The 19,623-nt window shown below is 59.9% G+C and carries 19 protein-coding genes and 1 tRNA gene; 7 read left to right on the top strand and 13 right to left on the bottom strand.

Going from position 1 to position 19,623, the window contains the following annotated elements:
- Positions 1 to 6: 6 nt before the first annotated feature.
- The 4 genes from ACRWA7_RS28385 to ACRWA7_RS28370 all read right to left on the bottom strand — a co-directional run bounded on the left by ACRWA7_RS28385 (position 7) and on the right by ACRWA7_RS28370 (position 3,499).
- A complete protein-coding gene (locus ACRWA7_RS28385) occupies positions 7 to 771 on the bottom strand; it encodes a DUF4088 family protein (protein WP_060856051.1) in 765 nt (254 codons plus the stop codon).
- A 158-nt stretch (positions 772 to 929) separates the two neighbouring features.
- Entirely contained in the window at positions 930 to 1,403 is a 474-nt protein-coding gene (locus ACRWA7_RS28380; protein ID WP_438393737.1) for a CreA family protein, read from the bottom strand.
- A 252-nt stretch (positions 1,404 to 1,655) separates the two neighbouring features.
- Positions 1,656 to 2,714, bottom strand: a complete 1,059-nt coding sequence (locus tag ACRWA7_RS28375; RefSeq protein ID WP_438393735.1) for an aldose epimerase family protein — start codon at positions 2,712 to 2,714, stop codon at positions 1,656 to 1,658.
- Positions 2,711 to 3,499 (bottom strand): FadR/GntR family transcriptional regulator, encoded by a 789-nt coding sequence (locus tag ACRWA7_RS28370; protein ID WP_060856048.1) that lies wholly within the window; start codon positions 3,497 to 3,499, stop codon positions 2,711 to 2,713. The genes ACRWA7_RS28375 and ACRWA7_RS28370 overlap by 4 nt, the downstream gene beginning before the upstream one ends.
- An 829-nt stretch (positions 3,500 to 4,328) precedes the next feature.
- Here ACRWA7_RS28370 and ACRWA7_RS28365 point away from each other — a divergent pair.
- The 3 genes from ACRWA7_RS28365 to ACRWA7_RS28355 are packed head-to-tail and all read left to right on the top strand — an operon-like array spanning position 4,329 to position 7,062.
- Complete coding sequence (locus tag ACRWA7_RS28365) at positions 4,329 to 5,072, top strand: (Fe-S)-binding protein (RefSeq protein WP_438393733.1); 744 nt, start codon at positions 4,329 to 4,331, stop codon at positions 5,070 to 5,072.
- Positions 5,069 to 6,478 carry a lactate utilization protein B gene (locus tag ACRWA7_RS28360; RefSeq protein ID WP_438393730.1) on the top strand — a complete coding sequence of 470 codons (1,410 nt, stop codon included), beginning with the start codon at positions 5,069 to 5,071 and terminating at the stop codon, positions 6,476 to 6,478. Before ACRWA7_RS28365 ends, ACRWA7_RS28360 begins: the two co-directional genes overlap by 4 nt.
- The gene (locus ACRWA7_RS28355; RefSeq protein ID WP_438393727.1) at positions 6,475 to 7,062 is read left to right on the top strand and encodes a LutC/YkgG family protein; all 588 of its coding nucleotides are present in this window, start codon (positions 6,475 to 6,477) and stop codon (positions 7,060 to 7,062) included. Before ACRWA7_RS28360 ends, ACRWA7_RS28355 begins: the two co-directional genes overlap by 4 nt.
- 74 nt (positions 7,063 to 7,136) lie before the next feature.
- Here ACRWA7_RS28355 and kdgD read toward each other — a convergent pair whose 3' ends face one another.
- The 4 genes from kdgD to fdxA form a co-directional block, all read right to left on the bottom strand.
- On the bottom strand, positions 7,137 to 8,054 hold the full coding sequence (gene kdgD / locus ACRWA7_RS28350) for a 5-dehydro-4-deoxyglucarate dehydratase (RefSeq protein ID WP_438393724.1): 918 nt from the start codon (positions 8,052 to 8,054) through the stop codon (positions 7,137 to 7,139).
- 279 nt (positions 8,055 to 8,333) lie between these two features.
- Positions 8,334 to 9,077: a FadR/GntR family transcriptional regulator gene (locus tag ACRWA7_RS28345; protein ID WP_060856043.1), complete on the bottom strand. Its 744-nt coding sequence runs from the start codon at positions 9,075 to 9,077 to the stop codon at positions 8,334 to 8,336.
- 188 nt (positions 9,078 to 9,265) lie between these two features.
- A tRNA-Asn gene (locus tag ACRWA7_RS28340) sits at positions 9,266 to 9,341 on the bottom strand.
- Between the two features lie 132 nt (positions 9,342 to 9,473).
- Positions 9,474 to 9,797, bottom strand: coding sequence for a ferredoxin FdxA (fdxA, locus tag ACRWA7_RS28335; RefSeq protein ID WP_060856042.1), 324 nt, complete (start codon positions 9,795 to 9,797; stop codon positions 9,474 to 9,476).
- A gap of 432 nt (positions 9,798 to 10,229) precedes the next feature.
- Here fdxA and pncB point away from each other — a divergent pair, with 432 nt between their 5' ends.
- From pncB to rmuC, 4 genes are all read left to right on the top strand, one after another.
- A complete protein-coding gene (pncB, locus tag ACRWA7_RS28330; protein ID WP_060856041.1) occupies positions 10,230 to 11,420 on the top strand; it encodes a nicotinate phosphoribosyltransferase in 1,191 nt (396 codons plus the stop codon).
- A 124-nt stretch (positions 11,421 to 11,544) separates the two neighbouring features.
- The gene (locus ACRWA7_RS28325; RefSeq protein ID WP_438393721.1) at positions 11,545 to 12,987 is read left to right on the top strand and encodes a sodium:proton antiporter; all 1,443 of its coding nucleotides are present in this window, start codon (positions 11,545 to 11,547) and stop codon (positions 12,985 to 12,987) included.
- Positions 12,988 to 12,997: 10 nt separating this feature from the next.
- The gene (locus ACRWA7_RS28320; RefSeq protein ID WP_438393719.1) at positions 12,998 to 13,978 is read left to right on the top strand and encodes a 2-hydroxyacid dehydrogenase; all 981 of its coding nucleotides are present in this window, start codon (positions 12,998 to 13,000) and stop codon (positions 13,976 to 13,978) included.
- A 2-nt stretch (positions 13,979 to 13,980) separates the two neighbouring features.
- The gene (rmuC, locus tag ACRWA7_RS28315; RefSeq protein WP_438396810.1) at positions 13,981 to 15,450 is read left to right on the top strand and encodes a DNA recombination protein RmuC; all 1,470 of its coding nucleotides are present in this window, start codon (positions 13,981 to 13,983) and stop codon (positions 15,448 to 15,450) included.
- Here the strand turns inward: rmuC and ACRWA7_RS28310 are convergent.
- The 5 genes from ACRWA7_RS28310 to moaA form a co-directional block, all read right to left on the bottom strand.
- A complete protein-coding gene (locus ACRWA7_RS28310; RefSeq protein WP_438393717.1) occupies positions 15,447 to 15,941 on the bottom strand; it encodes a GNAT family N-acetyltransferase in 495 nt (164 codons plus the stop codon). The genes rmuC and ACRWA7_RS28310 overlap by 4 nt on opposite strands.
- On the bottom strand, positions 15,941 to 16,216 hold the full coding sequence (locus ACRWA7_RS28305) for a hypothetical protein (RefSeq protein WP_031363462.1): 276 nt from the start codon (positions 16,214 to 16,216) through the stop codon (positions 15,941 to 15,943). Before ACRWA7_RS28305 ends, ACRWA7_RS28310 begins: the two co-directional genes overlap by 1 nt.
- 117 nt (positions 16,217 to 16,333) lie before the next feature.
- Complete coding sequence (gene moeA / locus ACRWA7_RS28300) at positions 16,334 to 17,641, bottom strand: molybdopterin molybdotransferase MoeA (RefSeq protein ID WP_438393715.1); 1,308 nt, start codon at positions 17,639 to 17,641, stop codon at positions 16,334 to 16,336.
- A gap of 138 nt (positions 17,642 to 17,779) precedes the next feature.
- The gene (gene mobA / locus ACRWA7_RS28295; protein ID WP_438393713.1) at positions 17,780 to 18,412 is read right to left on the bottom strand and encodes a molybdenum cofactor guanylyltransferase MobA; all 633 of its coding nucleotides are present in this window, start codon (positions 18,410 to 18,412) and stop codon (positions 17,780 to 17,782) included.
- 1 nt (position 18,413) lies between these two features.
- A complete protein-coding gene (gene moaA, locus ACRWA7_RS28290) occupies positions 18,414 to 19,523 on the bottom strand; it encodes a GTP 3',8-cyclase MoaA (RefSeq protein ID WP_060856036.1) in 1,110 nt (369 codons plus the stop codon).
- Between the last annotated feature and the right edge of the window lie 100 nt (positions 19,524 to 19,623).

The following is a 19,623-nucleotide window of genomic DNA, read 5'->3' as shown; positions in this document are numbered from 1 at the left end:
CGCGGCTCAGTGCTCTGCCCGCGATGGCTTCGGCGCCTTGCGTTCCGGCGTGAAGATGGCGCGAAGCCAATTGCCAAAGCGTGTAAAGCCGTCATACGGCTCTTCAACGAAGATTTCCGGCTTGAGCGATCGCAATTGCTCCAGTACTTGCTGCGCTTCCTGCTTGGATATCGAACCATGAAACATCCCAAGCCTCAACAAACAGCGCAATTCTCCAAGCTTTTCGCGCGCCGTCGAACCCACGCTGTGCTCGGTTGCAATCCTCGTTTCATACACGCGCTGACGCAATGAATCGGCAAGACGCCACGCGGGCGTCTGCATCTTCTGCTCGAGATCCTGGATATCCGTTGCCGCCGACTTGATCTGCCCGGCAAGCGAATCGATTTGCGCCGGATCGCCTTTTGCCTCCGTCACGATCAAGGTCGCCCACGTGCGCGCGGCCTTCAGCAGATCGTCGGCCGACCAGTCCGAGCGCACCGCGAAGCCGAAACCGTGTTCCGCGGCCTGACGCATCATCATGTCCACTACGTCCGGAAACTCCTTGTCGAGCGCACGCTTGGCCCATGCGTACTGGCCGTTCTGCAACATCCGCTGGACTGCTTGCTCGGTGAGCGGCGTGGGGTTGTCGAGCAGTTTTGCGCGCAAGAAATCCTCGAACGACGGCGTGACGAATTGCGGATCGAACTTGAGCGACAGGCGGATGAACGTATCGAAATCGCGGCGCAGCGCGGCGAGCGTTTCGTCTTTGAATGAAAGGGTGATCTGACCCATGGTGTGTCCCGGTTCGCGCGTCCCGCGCATCGACTGTTGAACGGGCGCGGAAAGACAGTTGGCATCGCCATTAGAGCGATGGCCATTCGTCTTTATATCGGCGGCGGGGCGGGAAACTTTAGGGTGCTGGAGGAAACCGTCCAGTCGCCGCAATCACGCTACTTGACCGGGATGGTCGTGCCGGCCGGCATGGGCACGGCGGTCACGCTGTTCTTCGCGCTGCCGGTGGCAATCCGGTCGCTATACGTCAGATAGACCAGCGTATTGCGCTTGGCATCGACGACACGCACCACATGCAAAGTCTTGAAGATAAACGACATGCGCTCCGAGAACACATCGGCTTTCTGCTTGAGCGGCGCGTCGATCTTGATCGGGCCGACCTGACGGCAGGCGATTGACGCTTCAGATGGATCTTCGGCAATGCCCAGCGTCCCCTTGACGCCGCCCGTTCGCGCCCGCGAGACATAGCAGGTGACGCCGGCAACGCCCGGGTCGTCGTACGCCTCGACCGTGACGCGGTCCGAACCTGTGAACCGGAAGTTCGTGTTCACGCTGGCGATTTCCTCGGCATGCAAACCGGACATGACGAAGAGCGCCGCGAGCGACGCAAGTAGGGGGAGAGCGCGTTTCATCGGAATCCTTCGGGGTGGAAAAACAAAAAAGGCGTCGTATTGTAACGACGCCCTCGCTCCATCCGTTTGAAATGCGTGCTCAGTGGAAGATCAGATACAGGATCACCAGCACGATCACCGGAACACCGAGCAGCCAACCAAGTAGATAAGGCATGTCTTCCTCCGTTAGATATCTGATTTGATGGATTCAGTATCCGTGAGAGGCCGCTGCGCTGATAGCCGCGCCTGTCCTATATGGTTGTAGGCGGGCTCCTATCGGATGCTCGTGGTGTATTGCGTGACCTGTCTGTAGCGCTCGTTCGGACGCAGGATGACGTCTTCAGCGCTTTCCATGTTGATCTGGTTGGGAAATCCGCCGGCTTCCAGGCACAACGCGCCATGCTTCCTGTAGATCACGCCTTGCTTGCCCGGTTCGCCTTCCAGATGATTGCTCGTGTAAAAGACGAGTCCGCGTTCAGTTGTCGATACAGTCAGTTCGCGCCCGCTTGCCGGATGGTAGACGCTTGCTGCGCGCTGCAATTCGGGCAACTCGGTCACCGCGCCGATTGAACGCAGCACATAACAATGATCGATACCGCCATTTGCCAGCCTCACCTGCTCGTTATCCTGCATATCGATTCGCGCTCCAACAGCAGCCGGCTTGCGGAAATCGAACGGGGTATCGGCGAGCTCTTCGAGTGTGGTCGGAATCGTGTTTTCATCGATGGCGAAAAACTGGTCCGCTGCGATTTCGATTTCGTGATCCGCAATGCTCGACGGTACGCCCGACAAGTTGAAATACGCGTGATTCGTGAGGTTGAGCGGCGTGGGCGCGTCGGTGAAGGCGTCGTAGGCGATCGTCAACTCGCCCGCCGCGCTGAACGTGTACGTGACCTGGACCGTGAGCGCACCGGGAAAACCGTTATCGCCATCGGGCGATTCCAGCCTGAACACGAGCGATTCGTCCGTGCGCTTCGCTTGCCAGAGCTTGTAGCTAAAGCCCGTCGATCCGCCGTGCAGCGAGTTCGGCGGCTGGTTTGCTTCGAGCGGGTACTCGTGCCCATCAATTGAAAAGCGCGCGCCCGCAATGCGGTTCGCCCAGCGTCCAACGGTTGCGCCCATGTGGGCCGGACCTTGGGTGTAGGCGGCGGGTGTGTCGTGGCCGAGAAGGATATCGGCGAGACGGCCGTCACGATCCGGCGCGAACCACGAGACGAGCGCCGCGCCCAGATTCGTGACCGAGACCCGCAAGCCGTTGTCGTGGCTGAGTGTGTGGAGTTCGACGGACGTGCCGTCCGGAAGGTCGCCCCAATGGGCGCTCGATATGTTCATTGCGTGGTCTCCGGGTTATGGTTTTTTGCGGATTGGCGAGGCGCTTCGGGCTTGAGCGGCCTGTCACGATACAGCGTGCGCACATAGTCCAGATGCGCGCCCGCAGCGTCGCGGGCGCGTTGCGAATCGCGGGCGATGATGGCGTCGAAAATGGCCTGATGTTGCGCGAGCAGATCCGCTTCGACCTGATCGTCGTAATCGACCAGCCGATGCGAGGTGAGCATGGATTCACGCACCAGTTCGTGCAGCCCGTGCATGACGTGGGCGAGCGCGAGGTTGTGGGTGGCGTCGGCGATTGCCAGATGGAACGCGGCGTCGTGCTCGGCAATGCGCGTGCGCTTTGGCTCGATGGCCGCCGTTTTCAGCGCCTGGAATGCTGCGGCGATGCGCGCAAGATCGGTATCGGTGGCGCGTTCGGCCGCGTAGGCTGTGGCGAGCGATTCAAGTCCGTGGCGCAGTTCGAGCACGTCGGCGCTGGCTCGTGGGTGTTGGCTCAGCAGCGCGGCGAGCGGCGCGGACACGAGGGGCGCGGTGACGTCCGAGACTTCGAAACCGCCGCGGGCAACGGCGCGGATGAAACCATCCGATTCCAGCCGGATCAACGCCTCGCGCAACGACGGCCGCGAGACGTTGAGTTGTTCCGCAAGGTCGCGTTCGGCGGGCAGGCGCTGACCCGGAAGCAGCGCGCCGCTTGTGATCAGGGCGCGGACCTGGTCGGCCACTACATCGGCGATTCGCACGCGGGTGTAGGACTGGACAGGTTGGAAAGGGAGGGGCGTTCGCACTTGGAGTTTCGTTTGGGCAGTTGTTCGGGGCGGTCGGGGTTGATGCAGGGTTGCTGCTATTTGCGCCTGAGCGCGGTCTGCTTTAGCTGATTTTTTTAGCACTGTTAGCCACTGTCCGTGGCGGGACTTCATTTCTTTTTCCAACGGCGAAAAAGAAACGAAGCAAAGAAAACGTCTTCCAACCGCTAATTCTTAAAGAGACCAAGCGTGCAGTGACATCTGCTTGGGACTTCAAAAGAACTGTCGCCGCCATAACCACCGTCAGCTGAAACCCTTCCCCTCCGTATCCTTACATCCACACGCTTCGCCACCCGTGTTCTCGGGCAAGTCCATAAAATTCTGGAACTTGCACGGCTAACCTTTTCGTTTGTGCGTGAACGGGCACAAACCAGGGTTCCGTATTAACGGCTACCCACACTGGTGGCGAAGCGTGTGGGTATTCGTTGACGGAGGGGGAGGGTTTCAACTGCCCGGCGGTATGCGCCGAGCGTGCTTTTGGGGTACCAAGCAGTTCAAAACTGCACGCTCGGGCTCCTTAAGAATTAGCGGTTGAAAGGCGTTTTCTTTGCTTCGTTTCTTTTTCGCCGTTGGAAAAAGAAATGAAGTCCCGCCACGGATAGTGGCCAACAGTGCTAAAAATAACAACAAACACTGAACGCGCGAACACCTGAAAAGCAGCAACCCACCGTCAACCTGGACCCCCCCAGGACCCCTAGTTTGACATGAAACACCACAAACTTTAAAGTCTTGGTCAGACCAAGCTGACCAGCAAACAAAAATACCAAAGCGCCAGCAACCCAAAATCCCCAAGCGCCAGCGTAAAAACAACATGAAAGTTGCCCTATTCGTCCCCTGTTTCATCGACGCGTTCTACCCCGAAGTTGGCGTAGCGACGCTCGAACTGCTCGAACGTCTGGGCGTGGAAGTCGACTATCCTGAAGAACAGACGTGCTGCGGCCAGCCGATGGCAAACAGCGGCGCCCGGAAAGAAGCCGCCGGCGCCGAACGCGTGTTCGCCCGCAATTTCGCGGACTACGACTACGTGGTCGGACCATCGGCGAGTTGCATTCATCATGTGCGCGAACATCTGACGGCAATCGAACAAACGGCTTCGGTGCGCAAGGTCCGAACCAGCGCCTACGAGCTCGTCGAGTTCCTCCACGATGTCCTCAAGGTCCGCGAATTCCCGTGGGCCGAATTTCCGCATCGGGTCGGATTGCACAATAGCTGCAGCGCAATCCGGCATTTGAAGGAAGTGTCGGCATCTGAGATTGGCGGCGTGCCGTTCTCAAAGCCGCGGGCGCTGCTCGAAGGCGTGAAGGGCATCGAATTCGTCACACCGGCCCGGCCCGACGAATGCTGCGGTTTCGGCGGCACGTTCTCGGTCACGGAAGAAGCGGTATCGGTGAGAATGGGGCAGGACAAAGTCCGCGATCACGTGGGCGCGGGCGCGCAGTACATCGTGTCCGGCGACATGTCGTGCCTGATGCACCAGCAAGGTTGCGCCGAACGAATGAAAGCCGATGCGCGGTTTATCCACATCGCCCAGGTCCTGAACGGAGCACGCGCATGAGCGACGTCGTGAAGGGAAAGAGCAAGCGGCTCGATCACGCGAAGGCGGCGGGCGCGTTCATAGCGAAGACGGATCACCTCGCTTTCCACGATAAACGTCTCTGGGACCTGCGCAGCAAACGCGATGCGCAAGCGCATGGCATGCCGGAGTGGGAGACGCTGCGAGAACTTGCATCGGGGATCAAGGAGCACACGCTTTCTCATCTTTCGGATTACCTCGAACAGTTCATCAGCCAGGCCGAGTCGCACGGCGTGACCGTGCATTACGCGGCCACCGCCGAAGAACACAACGAGATCGTCTACAAGCTGATGTCCGAGCGCGGCATGACCACGCTCGTCAAAAGCAAATCCATGCTTACCGACGAATGCAAGATGCGCGAATACATTGAGCCGCGCGGCATCACGGTGATGGAAACGGATCTCGGCGAACGCATCCAGCAACTCGACAATCAGGACCCGAGCCACATGGTCGTGCCGGCCGTGCACAAGTTGCGCGCCGATGTCGCCGAACTGTTTGGCCGCACGATCGGCACGGATCCGCAGAACAGCGACATCCACTATCTTGCGGAAAGCCAGCGCATGAACACGCGGCCGTATTTCGTGCGCGAGAAAACGGTGGGCATGACAGGCTGCAACTTCGCGGTCGCGGAGACGGGCACGGTCGTGGTGTGCACGAACGAGGGCAACGCGGATTTGTCGGCGAATGTGCCGCCGCTGCATATTGCATCGATAGGTATTGAAAAACTGATCCCGAAGATATCGGATCTGGGCGTGTTCGTGCGCATGTTGTCGCGCAGCGCGCTCGGCTCGCCCATCACGCAATACACGTCGCATTTTCGCGCGCCGCGTCCGGGTTCGGAAATGCACTACATCCTCGTGGATCACGGCCGTTCCGAGCGTCTCGCCATGGAAGATTTCTGGTACTCGCTCAAATGCATCCGCTGCGGCGCGTGCATGAATACGTGCCCGGTTTATCGGCGTAGTGGCGGCTTGTCATATGGCTTCACGTACTCGGGGCCGATTGGCGCGATCATCAATCCCACCTACGACATGAAGCGCTTCAGCAGTTTGCCGTTTGCATCGACGCTTAACGGCAGTTGCACGAACGTCTGCCCGACGAAGGTGAACATCCACGAGCAGATTTACAAATGGCGCGAGGTGATCGCGGCGAATCACGAAGTGCCGTTCGTGAAGGCCGAAGTGCTGAAGATGGCCGGACGCCTGCTTGCCAGTCCGACGCTGTATCGCGGCACGGTGGCGTCGCTTGGCGGTGCGCTCAAGCGCTTGCCGAACTTCGTGCTGTACAACCCGCTGAACATCTGGGGCCGTCAACGCGACTTGCCCGAATCGCCGGCTGAAACCTTTCACGAGTGGTACAAGAAAAATCGCAAGGCGACGCAAAAATGACGACAACGCGTGAAGCTTTTCTGGCCAGGATCCGCGCGGCGCAACCGGCGGGACGTCCGCGCCCGGAAGTGCCCCTCTTCGATACACCTCCCGGCGAGCGTCTCGAACGTTTTCGAACGGCGCTGGCCGCGATGGGCGGAACTGTGGTCGAAGGTGAGTCGCTTGAAACGGTGCGTGCGCTTCTGGCCGAACGTTTCGGAGCGGATGCGGTTGTGGCGTCGGCGGTTCTGGGTATCGATGGGAACCGCGCGCTCGACGCCGGGATGTCGCCGGCTTTGCTTCAGGACGTCGATGCGGGCGTCGTGCGCGCGCGTTTTGGCGTGGCGGAAACCGGCTCGGTGTGGTTCAGCGAGGACGAGTACATCGTCAATTCGATTGGCTATCTCGTGCAGCATCTCGTGGTGCTGCTCGACCCTGCGCGGATTGTGGACGGCCTGCAGGATGTGTACAGGCAAGATGACTTCAAGAGCGCGCGATACGCCGTGCTTGTAACCGGGCCTTCAGCGACGGCGGACATTGAAGGCGTGCTGATTCGCGGCGCGCAAGGCGTGCGGTCGTTGACCGTGGTCTTGCTCGCGGGCTGACCTCACGCGTATCCAGATGCACAAAACCCGTTCCGGCGAGCATTTATCGGAACGGGTTTTGTGCCTTGAAACTATTACTGCGAGCCTAGCTTCTTTATCAGCACATCGAGTTCCGCCATCTCGTCTTCGGTGAGGTCGGTCAGCGGCGCGCGCACCGGACCAGCGCTGCGCCCGATCAGCTTCGCGCCCGCCTTGACGATACTCACCGCGTACCCCGCGCGCCGGTTGCGAATTGCCAGATACGGCATGAAGAACTCGTCGAGCAGACGGCCGGTTGTCGCGTGATCCTGCGCCGTGACCGCGCGATAAAACTCCATCGCCGTTTTCGGAATGAAGTTGAATACCGCCGATGAATACACCGGCACGCCGAGTGCCTTGTACGCCTCGGCATAAACCTCGGCGGTCGGCAAGCCGCCGAGATACGAAAAGCGGTCGCCCAGACGGCGGCGGATCGTCACCATGTTTTCAATCTCGCCCACGCCGTCCTTGAAGCCGATCAGGTTCGGGCAACTGTCGGCAAGACGTTCCAGCATGTCGGCATTGAGCCGGGAATTCGCGCGGTTATACACGATCACACCAATATTCTTCACCGCCTTGCACACCTGTTCCACGTGCGCCGCAATCCCTTCCTGGCTTGCTTCCGTGAGGTAATGCGGCATCAGCAGGATACCGTTCGCGCCCAGGCGCTCGGCCTCCTGCGCATAAGCGATGGCAACGCGCGTCGGACCGCCGGCGCCGGCGAGAATGGGCACCTTGCCCTTGCAGGTTTCCGTAGCCGTGCGGATCACGTTCGAATAGTCGCTTTGCGTCAGCGAGAAGAATTCGCCCGTGCCGCCCGCGGCGAACAATGCCGTCGCGCCATAGGGCGCCAGCCATTCGAGACGTTCGGCATAGGTATCGGCGCGGAAGTCGCCCTGTTCATCGAAGTCGGTCAACGGGAAAGACAGCAGGCCTTCGGAAACGATTTTCTTGAGTTCTTGAGGTGTCGTCATGTTCGATCATGAATTGAAATTTGAAGCGGCTCAGCAGTGCCCAAAACGTCGTGATACGTTGTCTGATGACATTCTATGTTTGACCGGATTCGCGACAGAATGAGTATTAACCCGAAATCGTCTCGTACAGGTCAATGTGTCTATGCTGGAAAGAAGTCACACACTGCCGCTTGATACGGATAGTATCCACCAAAGTATGACGTCAGACAAGATGAGTTTGCCTGTTTTCGTGGAAAAGCTGGGTGAGGCAGGGCAAGAAGCAAAGAACGCAGAAACGCTTCAGCCGTTTACATCAGTGGCCTGATTGGCGCGGCGCAGACGCTCGCGGCTATTCGACAAATGCATGCGCATGGCGGCGCGAGCGCTTTCGGCGTCGTGCCGGATGATGGCTTCAAGGATGCTCTCGTGTTCGAGATTCACCAGCGACATATATGCCTTCGGATCCGCCTTGGCGATACCGGCTGAGTCGATGCGGTTTCGCGGGATCAACGCCGTTCCCATTTGCGTCAGGATATCGACGAAATAGCGGTTGCCCGTCGCCCGGGCGAGCGCGATGTGGAACTGGAGATCGGCCGCGACGCTGTCGCTGCCGTTGCGGCTGGTGGCTTCGATTGCGTCGAGCGCGGCGCGCATGCGCACGATATCTTCGGGCTGTGCGCGTTGCGCGGCCAGACCGGCGCATTCCGTTTCAAGGCTGATGCGCAATTCGAGGACGGAGAGAACATCGCGCAGCGTGGTGGCCGGCACCATGTCGATGCCGAGCTTCTCACGTCGCGGTTCCAGCACGAAGCTGCCGATGCCGTGCCGCGTTTCGATGACCTCGTTCGCCTGCAACCGCGAAATACCTTCGCGCACGACAGTGCGGCTCACGCCAAGCGTGGCCATGAGCTTCGCTTCGGTCGGCAGCTTGTCGCCGGGTTTCAGGGCGGCGGACTCGATCTGTTCGATTACGTAGTCGAACACGCTCTCCGCCAGATTGCGGGCACGCCGGGGTGTCGCGACGGATGCGAGGGGTTCGGCCATCGGAAACGCTCCTTGGGTCAGTCGGCGGGTAATGATCGAGATTATACCGTTGTCTGACGACCATTAATATTCAATGGTGTCCTGATCGATGATCGTCCCTTGAAGCACCAAGTATCAGAACGATGTATTCCCCAAACCAAACGCAAAAAGCCCAATCGAAAGATTGGGCTTTTTGTCTGGAACCTTTTTGGCTCCCCGACCTGGGCTCGAACCAGGGACCTACGGATTAACAGTCCGGCGCTCTACCAACTGAGCTATCGGGGAACATCTGCAGCAGAGAAACGAAATTATATGGAGGGGAATCTAGCCTGTCAACACCCCGCATTCATCTCGATTTAAAAATTTCCAGTGCGCGATGGATGCTTGCCGCGCCGCGAAAAGACGCGCCAAAACGGATCAGCGTTCGAGCAGTTCGAGCTTCTCTTTGACGTCCTTGAATTCATCAGCCTCGGGCAATGGGGCCTTTGTCTTGGTGATGCTCGGCCAGGAGCGAGAGAGCTCTGCGTTCAACTCGATGAAGTGCTGCTGGTCACCCGGCACATCTTCTTCAGCATAGATTGCGTTGACCGGGCATTCAGCCACGCATACGGCGCAGTCGATGCACTCGTCCGGATCGATCGAGAGGAAATTGGGACCTTCGCGGAAGCAGTCCACCGGGCACACGTCCACGCAATCGGTGTAACGGCACTTGATGCAGCTTTCGGTCACAACGTGAGTCATTCAGGCTCCTGCATGCGAAATTCGTGGGGGCGGCGGGGCAACCCGGACGTTGGGCTCGGTCTTGAACCAACAGTCTCTTTCCTGGCTGGGCAGCCGGGGGGAAGTGTGTATTGCAGCACACTGCAGCACATTGCGCGCGCCAAAACCAATATTGTAGCGTACCGGTAAATATGAGCGCGACCCCGTTCCTGCAGGCTTTATATCCTTTAGTGATTTGTTTATGGGCCCATGCAGGTCCGGCTCGTGGCCTCCCGCGGGCTTCGGCGCACGGCGCTCACGCCTGGCACTTCGGGTAACATGCATTCGAGGCCGCCGGGGCAAACCAGCCAGTGCATAGAAAATGCGCCGCGGCGGGCCGGGTTTGTTTGCGGTTTCATCCGCGGGTTTTTGCCTGGCGGTTCTATCTGTTGTACTAGCCGTTCGTCTGGAACCATGATCATCCATTCGCTGCTCGATACCGACCTCTACAAGTTCACCATGATGCAGGTGGTCCTGCATCATTTCCCGGCAGCACACGCGGAATACAAATTTCGATGCCGTACGCAAGGCGTCGATCTCGTTCCGTACATCGATGAAATTCGTGAGGAAGTGCGTGGGCTTTGCGAACTGCGCTTCGCCGAGGAAGAGCTCGAATACCTTCGGCGGATGCGCTTTATCAAGAGCGATTTCATCGACTTCCTGGCGCTCTTTCACCTCAACGAAAAGTCGGTGACCATCAAGCCGTCGGAGAAGAACAATGGCGAGATCGACATTGATATTGTTGGTCCGTGGCTGCACACCATCCTGTTCGAAATCCCCGTTCTGGCGATTGTCAACGAAGTCTATTTCCGCAATACCCAGCGCGATCCGACATTCGAAACCGGCCGCGACCGTCTGCGCGACAAGATCCAGTTGCTCGGCGGACGTCCTGAAGTGTCCGACTGCAAGATCGCCGACTACGGCACCCGCCGCCGGTTCTCCGGCAAGTGGCATGAAGAGGTCATCCTGAAATTGAAGGAAGGCCTGGGCGAGCAGTTCACCGGCACGAGCAACGTCTATTACGCAATGAAGCATGGCCTTCGGCCGCTCGGCACGATGGCGCACGAATACTTGCAGGCTTGCCAGGCGCTTGGTCCGCGCCTGCGCGATTCGCAAGTGTTCGGCTTCGAGATGTGGGCAAAAGAATATAGAGGTGACCTGGGCATTGCGCTCTCCGACGTCTACGGCATGAAGGCGTTTCTCAACGACTTCGACATGTACTTCTGCAAGCTTTTCGACGGCGCGCGTCACGACTCCGGCGATCCGTTCGACTGGGGCGAGCGCCTGATCCGTCACTACGAGCAAAATCGCTGCGACCCGCGGACCAAGGTGCTGGTCTTCTCGGACGCACTCGATATTCCCAAAGTGCTGCGCCTCTACGAGCGCTTTCGCGGCCGTTGCCAGCTTGCCTTTGGCGTGGGCACGAATCTCACCAACGACCTTGGCTATCAGCCGCTGCAGATCGTCATCAAGATGGTTCGCTGCAACGGCCAGCCGGTCGCCAAACTCTCTGATTCTCCCGGCAAGAACATGTGCGAAGACCAGGCTTATCTCGCCTATCTGCGCCAGGTCTTCGATATCGCCAAGCCTGTGGGAGAACTGTAGCGCCTGGCGCGCAAGTTCGGCGCAATCCGGTCGAGCGTTAGCCGTTCGGTCTAGGGTTGCGTGGATGGCCCGCTCGTTATAATCAAGTCCTTGATCGACGCACAGGCCAACGAGGACCCATCACATGAAGTCATCGGCCGCATGCCGGAATTCAAGCAGGCAAAGCGGCCGGAACGTGCGTTGGTTGCTGCAGGTTCTCGCGCTGGCTGCGCTGCCGCTCAATGCATCCGCGGCAACGCTTGATGGCGCTTCGCTTTCGCCATTTTGGGCGATGCCGTTCGCGGGCATCCTGCTTTGCATCGCCATTGCGCCGTTGGTCGTGCCACATGTCTGGCACAGCCATTTCGGCAAGATATCGGCAGCGTGGGGACTCGCGTTTCTCGTGCCGTTCGCGATCGGCTTCGGCGCGCAGGCTGCCTTTGCCACGTTCGTCCACGCCATGCTGGAAGAATATGTTCCGTTCATCATCTTGCTCACGGCGCTTTTCACCGTTGCCGGGGGAATTTGCCTGAACGGTGATTTGCGCGGTTCCCCTCGCGTGAACACCGCGCTGCTTGCGCTCGGAACCCTGCTCGCCAGCATCATGGGAACGACCGGCGCCGCCATGCTGCTGATACGACCGCTCTTGCGCGCGAACGAAAAGCGCAAGGATCGCGCGCATCGGGTGGTGTTCTTCATTTTTCTGGTGGCCAACGCGGGTGGTTCGCTTTCGCCGCTCGGTGATCCGCCGTTGTTCCTCGGCTTCCTGAACGGCGTCAGTTTTTTCTGGACCACCGTGCATCTCGTCAAGCCGACGCTGTTTATATGCGCCATCTTGCTGGCACTGTTCTACGCGCTCGACCGCTATCACTACGCGAGAGAAGACGTGCCGCCTAAGACTACCGTGACGACGCCGTTGAGCATTGACGGCAAGGTCAATTTTGTCTTGCTCGCGGCAGTTGTCGTGCTGGTGCTGAGCAGCGGCGTGTGGAAACCGGGCATCGAATTCGATATTTTCGGCACGCATATCGCGCTGCAGAATCTCGTGCGCGACGTGGTGCTTGTTGCAGTGACGCTTCTGTCGCTCAAGCTCACGCCGAAGAGCGCCCGCACGGGAAACGCGTTCAACTGGGCGCCCATCGAGGAGGTCGCGAAGCTCTTCGCCGCCATCTTCATTACCATTGCGCCAGTGATCATGATTTTGCGCGCCGGGGAGAACGGAGCGTTCGCGGGCATCGTGCACTTGGTCACCGACTCGAGCGGCAAGCCTATCGACATTGCGTACTTCTGGGCGACGGGGTTGCTCTCGTCGTTTCTCGACAACGCGCCGACATATCTTGTGTTCTTCAATCTCGCTGGCGGCGACGCGCAAACGCTCATGACGAGCGGCGCTACAACGCTTGCCGCAATCTCCGCGGGCGCGGTGTTCATGGGCGCGAACAGCTATATAGGCAACGCGCCCAATTTCATGGTCAAGGCGATCGCCGAATCCCGCGGCGTTGTAATGCCCGGTTTCTTCGGATATATGGGCTGGTCGGCGATCGTCTTGCTACCCTTGTTCCTGCTCACCGGATGGTTGTTCTTTTGAGGAGAAGTCGATGAAGAAAGTGCTGGTTGCCCGCCCCATCTTCCCGGACGTGATCGAACGTCTGCGACAGTATTTCGAAGTCGACGCCAATCCCGGCGCGCCGCTTCCCGCCGACGAATTCGCGCGCCGCATGGCCGACCGCGACGGCGCCTTGCTGGCGGGAGACCCCGTGACGGCGAAGGTTCTGGAAGGCGCGCCAAATTTGAAGGTTGTGTCGAACATGGCCGTGGGATACAACAACTTCGACATGCAGGCGCTCAACGCCCACGGTGTGCTCGGCACGAACACGCCCGACGTCCTGAACGAAAGCACCGCGGACTTTGGCTGGGCGCTGATGATGGCGGCCGCGCGACGTATCACGGAGTCCGAGCATTTCCTGCGCGCGGGCAAATGGGGCACGTGGTCGTACGACGCATTTCTCGGCTCCGATATTTACGGCTCAACGCTGGGTGTAATCGGCATGGGCCGCATTGGTCAGGCGCTGGCCCGGCGTGCCCGCGGGTTCAACATGCGCGTGATCTATCACAACCGTTCTCGCGTTGCGCCGGCTATCGAGGCGGAGTTGAATGCGGAGTATGCATCGAAGGCCGATTTGCTCAAGCAGGCCGATCACGTGGTGCTGGTGTTGCCGTACACCGCCGAGAACCATCACACCATCGGCGCGGCTGAACTGGCGAGCATGAAATTCACGGCAACACTGACCAATATCGCGCGCGGCGGAATTGTCGACGACACCGCGCTGATCCAGGCCCTGCGCAACAAGACCATTGCCGCAGCGGGGCTCGATGTCTTTGAAGGCGAGCCCAATTTCAATCGCGATTTCCTGGGTTTGTCGAATGTCGTGCTGACGCCGCATATTGCGAGCGCGACCGAATCCACACGCCGCGCCATGGCGAATCTCGCGGCCGACAACCTGATCGCCGCTTTGGGTGAAGGGCCGCGCGCCGGCAATCCGCCGAACCCGATCAATCCTGAAGTCCTGAAGAAATGACGATGTTGCTGCTGTTGAGCGTTGCGGTCGCCGTCCTCGCAATCACGCTGGTGATTGCGCTGATCCTGTTGTTGCGGCCGAAGCGCGAGACGAATATTGAAGAGCAGTTCGAGGCGCTCACTGATCGGGTCATCGATATGGGCGACGCACACGCGCGTGCTCAAGAACGCCTCGAACGCAATGTGAGAAGCGAGGTGGTCGAGACATCGCGTGCGTCGCGCACGGAAGCGGGCGGTGCGTTCGCCCAGTTCCAGCAGACGCTTGCCACGCAACTCGCGAGCATGTCGAACGTGCAGAACGCGCAGCTCGAAGCGTTCTCGCGGCAATTGCTTGCGTTGACGGAAAGCAACGTCCAGCAAAGCCAGCATGCACGCGACGAACAAAGCCAGGCGCTCAAGCGTTTCGGCGATGCCTTGACGCTGCAACTGGCGCAGATGTCAGAGTCGAACGACCGGCGCTTGAGTGAAGTGCGAACCACGCTGGAAGCGCGGCTGAAGGACATTGAAGCGAACAACGCGGCGAAGCTCGAAGAAATGCGCCGCACCGTCGATGAAAAACTTCACGCCACGCTGGAACAGCGTCTTGGTGAATCGTTCAAGCTGGTCTCGGACAGGCTGGAGCAGGTGCATCGTGGATTGGGAGAAATGCAGACGCTGGCCGCGGGTGTCGGCGACTTGAAGAAAGTGCTGACCAACGTCAAGACACGCGGGACGTGGGGCGAAGTGCAACTGGAGTCGCTGCTCGAACAATTGCTTACGCCAGATCAGTACGCGAAGAATGTCGCGACAATTCCAAAGAGCAACGACCGCGTGGAATTCGCGATCAAGCTCCCAGGCCGTCACGACGCCCCCGGCCAAAGCGGGACGAACGCAGTAGCGACGCCGGTTTGGCTTCCCATCGACGCAAAATTTCCGCGCGAGGATTACGAACGTCTGATCGACGCTCAGGATCGAGTCGATCCGGTTGCGGTGGAAGAGGCGTCGCGCGCGCTTGAGGGCCGCATTCGCGCAGAAGCAAAAACCATTGCGCAGAAGTACGTCGCGCCGCCGCACACCACGGACTTCGCGTTGCTGTTCCTTCCCACGGAAGGTCTGTATGCGGAGATTCTGCGCCGTCCAGGGCTCACGGACTTCTTGCAGCGTGAGTATCGTGTGAGTGTGACGGGTCCGACCACGCTGACCGCTTTACTCAACAGCCTGCAAATGGGCTTCAGGACACTCGCGATCGAGCAGCGTTCCAGCGAAGTCTGGCAAGTGCTCGGCGCGGTGAAAACGGAGTTCAGGAAATTTGGAGAAGTGCTCTCGAAGACCCGCTCGCAATTGGAGGCGGTGACGCGGTCCATTGAATCGGCGGAAACGCGCACCCGGCAGATGAGCAAGAAACTACGCGATGTAGAAGCTTTGCCGGGTGAGCAGGCGGCCAACCTGCTCGGGCATGAAGCCGACGCGGATCGCGAGGAGCCGGACGCTTAGCCAGCAGTCACAACAGGCGAAGCCAGCCTTGCGAGGTCTTCGCCCGTAATGCGCACGATGCGCCAGTCGGGCAGCACCGTTGCGCCCATTTTCTCGTAGAAGCCGATGGCGTTCACGTTCCAATCCAGCACGGTCCATTCGAAACGGCCACACTGACGTTCCACTGCCAGCGCCGCGAGGGCGCGCAGCATCTGCGTGCCGAGTCCGCTACCGCGAATAGCCGGCTTCACGTAAAGGTCCTCGAGATACAACCCGCGCTTTCCAAGGAAAGTGGAGTAGTTCTGGAAGAACAGGGCATAAGCCACGATAACCCCGTTCTCCTCGGCGACCATGGCTTCCGCAGCGGGCCGTGCGCCGAACAGTGCGTCGTGCAAGCCGGATTCAGTCGCCGTGAACAAGTGCGTCAGCTTTTCAAACTCGGCCAACTCCAGCATGAGTCCAAAAATCGCGTTGATATCGCTGGGCGCCGCGGTGCGGATTAGCGCGCTCATCACGCTTCTTCCGGCGCGTCGGACAACACGATCTCGATGCCGCCAAATCGCGACGCCACCCAGTTGTATGCGTGACACGCAATCCACAACAGGATGAACCCCAGGATTGCGTTGAGCAGCAGTGCGCTTGTCACGGTGCTGAGTTCCACGGAGCCATATCGGAAGAACGCGACCAGCACGCCGAGCAACACAATTGGCACGCTGAACGTGAGATACACGAGAATCAGCGCTTTGGCGGTTTGTCCCGGTGCGATGAACGAAATCTGTTTTTTCATGAAGGAAAAGCCCCGTCAGTCGTAGTGCAATGCGTTCGAATCCACAGCTTTAGCCACCCGTGTGATGACCGCGTTACAGCCTGGATCCTTGAAGCGGTTATCGAAAACTCTTTGAAACTAGATCAGGCCGTCGAATGGCAGGATATCGACGCTGTCTCCTGCATCGATATTGCCTGCCTCATGCCTGAGAACAATGAAGCAATTGGCTTCGCTCATTGAACTCAGCACGCCCGATCCTTGCGGCCCGGTCGTGACCACGTGCCAACGCCCGGCGTTGTCGCGCTGCGCGATACCGCGCTGGAACTCCGTGCGCCCGGCGCGTTTGGATAGTGGATTCGTGCTCGTCGCCGATATCAATGGCAACGCATGCGCCGTGGCGCCCGACATGGCAAGCAGCGCCTCCCGCACGATGAAATAAAACGTCGCCATGACGGCAACCGGATTGCCGGGCAAGCCAAAGAACAACGCCGACTCACCGTCGCCGGGACGCGCACCGGACCACAAACGGCCGAATGCGAGCGGCCGGCCCGGACGCATCGCAATCTTCCAGAACGCGACGTCGCCGAGCGTATTCATCAGGTCGCGCGTGAAATCGGCGTCGCCAACCGACACGCCGCCCGAACTGATTACAACATCGGCTTCCCGCGTTGCCCGGCGCAGCGCCTGTTCAAGCGATGCGTGGTCGTCGCGCACAATGCCCAGATCGACGGGCTCCACGTTCATCCGGCGCAGCATGGCGTAAAGCGTGTAGCGGTTGCTGTCGTAAATGGAACCCGGTGGTAGCGCCTCGCCGACCGCGCGCAATTCGTCGCCGGTCGAGAAAAAGGCGACCCGCAAACGCCGCCGCACGGCGATTTCGGCAATGCCCAACGAAGCCAGCAAACCAATATCCGATGCCCGCACGATTCGCCCTGCACGCAATGCCGGCTGACCTTGTGCAAGATCTTCCCCCGCGAGCCGCCGATTCACGCCGCGTCTGATCCCCGCCGCGCCGAACGTGATCGTGTCTCCCGTGCGTTGCACGAGTTCTTGCGGAACAATCGTGTCGCAACCGGGCGGGATCAGCGCGCCCGTCATGATACGCACGCATTGCGCGGAGAGCGCCACGCCTGCAAACGGTTGTCCGGCGAGCGCCTTACCGGCCACCTTGAGCTCAACTTGGCCTTCACGACCGGCTTCTTCGAGCGCCGCGCCGTCGAACGCGTAGCCGTCCATGGCGGAATTGTCGTGGGAAGGCACGTTGATCGGCGAGACGACGTCTTCAGCCAGCACGCGGTCCAGCGCATCGAATAGCCGCACGCGCTCCACTTCGGCACGCCCGCGCGGCAACGCCCATTGACGCACGATCTCCTGCGCCGCGCTGACGGGCAGCGCGTTCGGATCGTACTCGGCGACGCAGCTCGAAAAGTGCCTGGATGAGTTCATCGATGGGTAAAAACAGCGCGGAGTCGCGACGCAAAGCCCGCAGGCGGATGGATGGAGAGGCAGACGTGTTGAGATGCACGGCATGACCGCGACATCTGGCAAGCCAATGGCTCGCAGCACGCTGAAACGAACTCGCGATTAGTTGCACTCGAGGTCGGCTAGCTGCTGCAGATCGTTGACATTGTAAAACGCACGCTCGTTGGTGAAGGTCACTTCTACCGCCTTGTGGCGCGCGTACCACGCGCGGACCTTGCGTTCTCCGGCGCGGATAAACGCGTCGAGATCGTCGGCCAATGATGCTCGCAGGAGTGCGAAGACCGGATGCATGTGCTGATCGCCAGCGGCGTCAATCACGCTCGCGACGGCGATATCCGCATTTCCGGCAAGCAGTTTTTCCGATAGCCGCTCGGCCAGATGGGTATCGATGAAAGGCGCATCGCATGGCGCGAAGAGCACGAACCCGGTCTGCGCCGCGTGTAATGCCGCCGACATGCCGGCAAGTGGGCCGGGGAAGTCCGGAAATGCGTCGACAATGACCTTGGCCCGGAACGGCATGCCAAGCTTCGCATACATTTCGAGACTGCGGTTTGCGCTGATCAGCATGGCGCCGCATTGCGGCGAGAGCCGGCGCAGCGCGTGCACCGCGAGCGGTTCCATGTTCAGCGGCTGCAAGCCCTTGTCCACGCCGCCCATGCGCGATCCACGTCCACCGGCCAGCACCACGCCGGTCATGTCGTGCTTCGAAAGCGCTTTTGGCGCCGGCTCGGTCATGTCAGCCGCCGATGTACGACATTTCGACGCGGCGTGCGTCCGGGTCTACGTCTGGCAGCGAATTGCTGCCCCTAAGTTCCGAATAGCGGTCAGTGCGCGCTTCCCAGATTCGCGCGATCGCGGTGGCAATGGTCGCGTCGCTCGCGCCGCTGCGAACCAGCGCGCGCAGGTCGTGTCCAGACGTTGCAAACAGGCACAAGTACAGCTTGCCTTCCGTGGATAAGCGCGCTCGCGTGCAAGTCCCGCAAAATGCCCGCGTGACACTTGAAATGACGCCAATTTCTCCGCTGCCGTCCTGATAACCCCATCGTTGCGCGGTTTCGGCGTCGTTGTGAGCGTCAAGCGGACGCAGCGGAAAATGCTCGGCGATCCGCGAAACAACTTCCGCCGATGGCAGCACTTCGCTCATGTTCCAGCCGTTCGACGCGCCCACATCCATGTATTCGATGAACCGCAGCACCGTGCCGCTGCCCTTGAAATGACGCGCCATGGGCACGATTTCGGCGTCGTTCGTGCCGCGTTTGACGACCATGTTCACCTTCAGCGGCGCCAGGCCGACTGCATGCGCGGCGTCGATGCCGTCGAGCACGTCGGCGACGGCGAAGTCGGCGTCATTCATGCGGCGAAACAACGCGTCATCGAGCGCGTCGAGGCTCACCGTGACACGCGACAAACCCGCGTCCTTTAGCGACCGGGCCTTGCGGGCGAGGATGGAGCCGTTGGTGGTCAGCGTGATGTCGAGCGGCCGGCCTTCGGGCGTACGCATCAGCGCCAGCCGTTCAATCAGGAATTCGATGTTTTTTCGCAGCAGCGGTTCGCCGCCGGTCAGCCGGATCTTCTCGACGCCATGAGCGACAAAGAGCCGTGCCAGCCGTTCGATTTCTTCGAACGAAAGCAGCGCGCTGTGCGGCAGGAATTCATAGTTTTTATCGAAGACTTCGCGCGGCATGCAGTACACGCAGCGAAAATTGCAACGATCGGTCACCGAAATGCGCAGATCGCGCAAATCGCGTGACAGCCTGTCGGTGAGCAATCCGGTCGGCGTCGCCACGGCTCCCGGGAAGGCCGGGATCGCGGTGACATCGGTGACGGGAATGATGCGTCGGGACATGATCGTTTTATTTCTCGCAAGCAGCGGCGACAAGTGTTCGGAGAAACGGCCGCTCGGCTGCTATTAACTTCGAACGTCTCATTTTAGCGGAAGGGCGGAT

The organism is Caballeronia sp. DA-9 (assembly GCF_051615025.1).
GTDB classification, from domain to species: Bacteria; Pseudomonadota; Gammaproteobacteria; order Burkholderiales; family Burkholderiaceae; genus Caballeronia; species Caballeronia sordidicola.
This window is presented reverse-complemented; position numbering and strand designations above follow the sequence as displayed.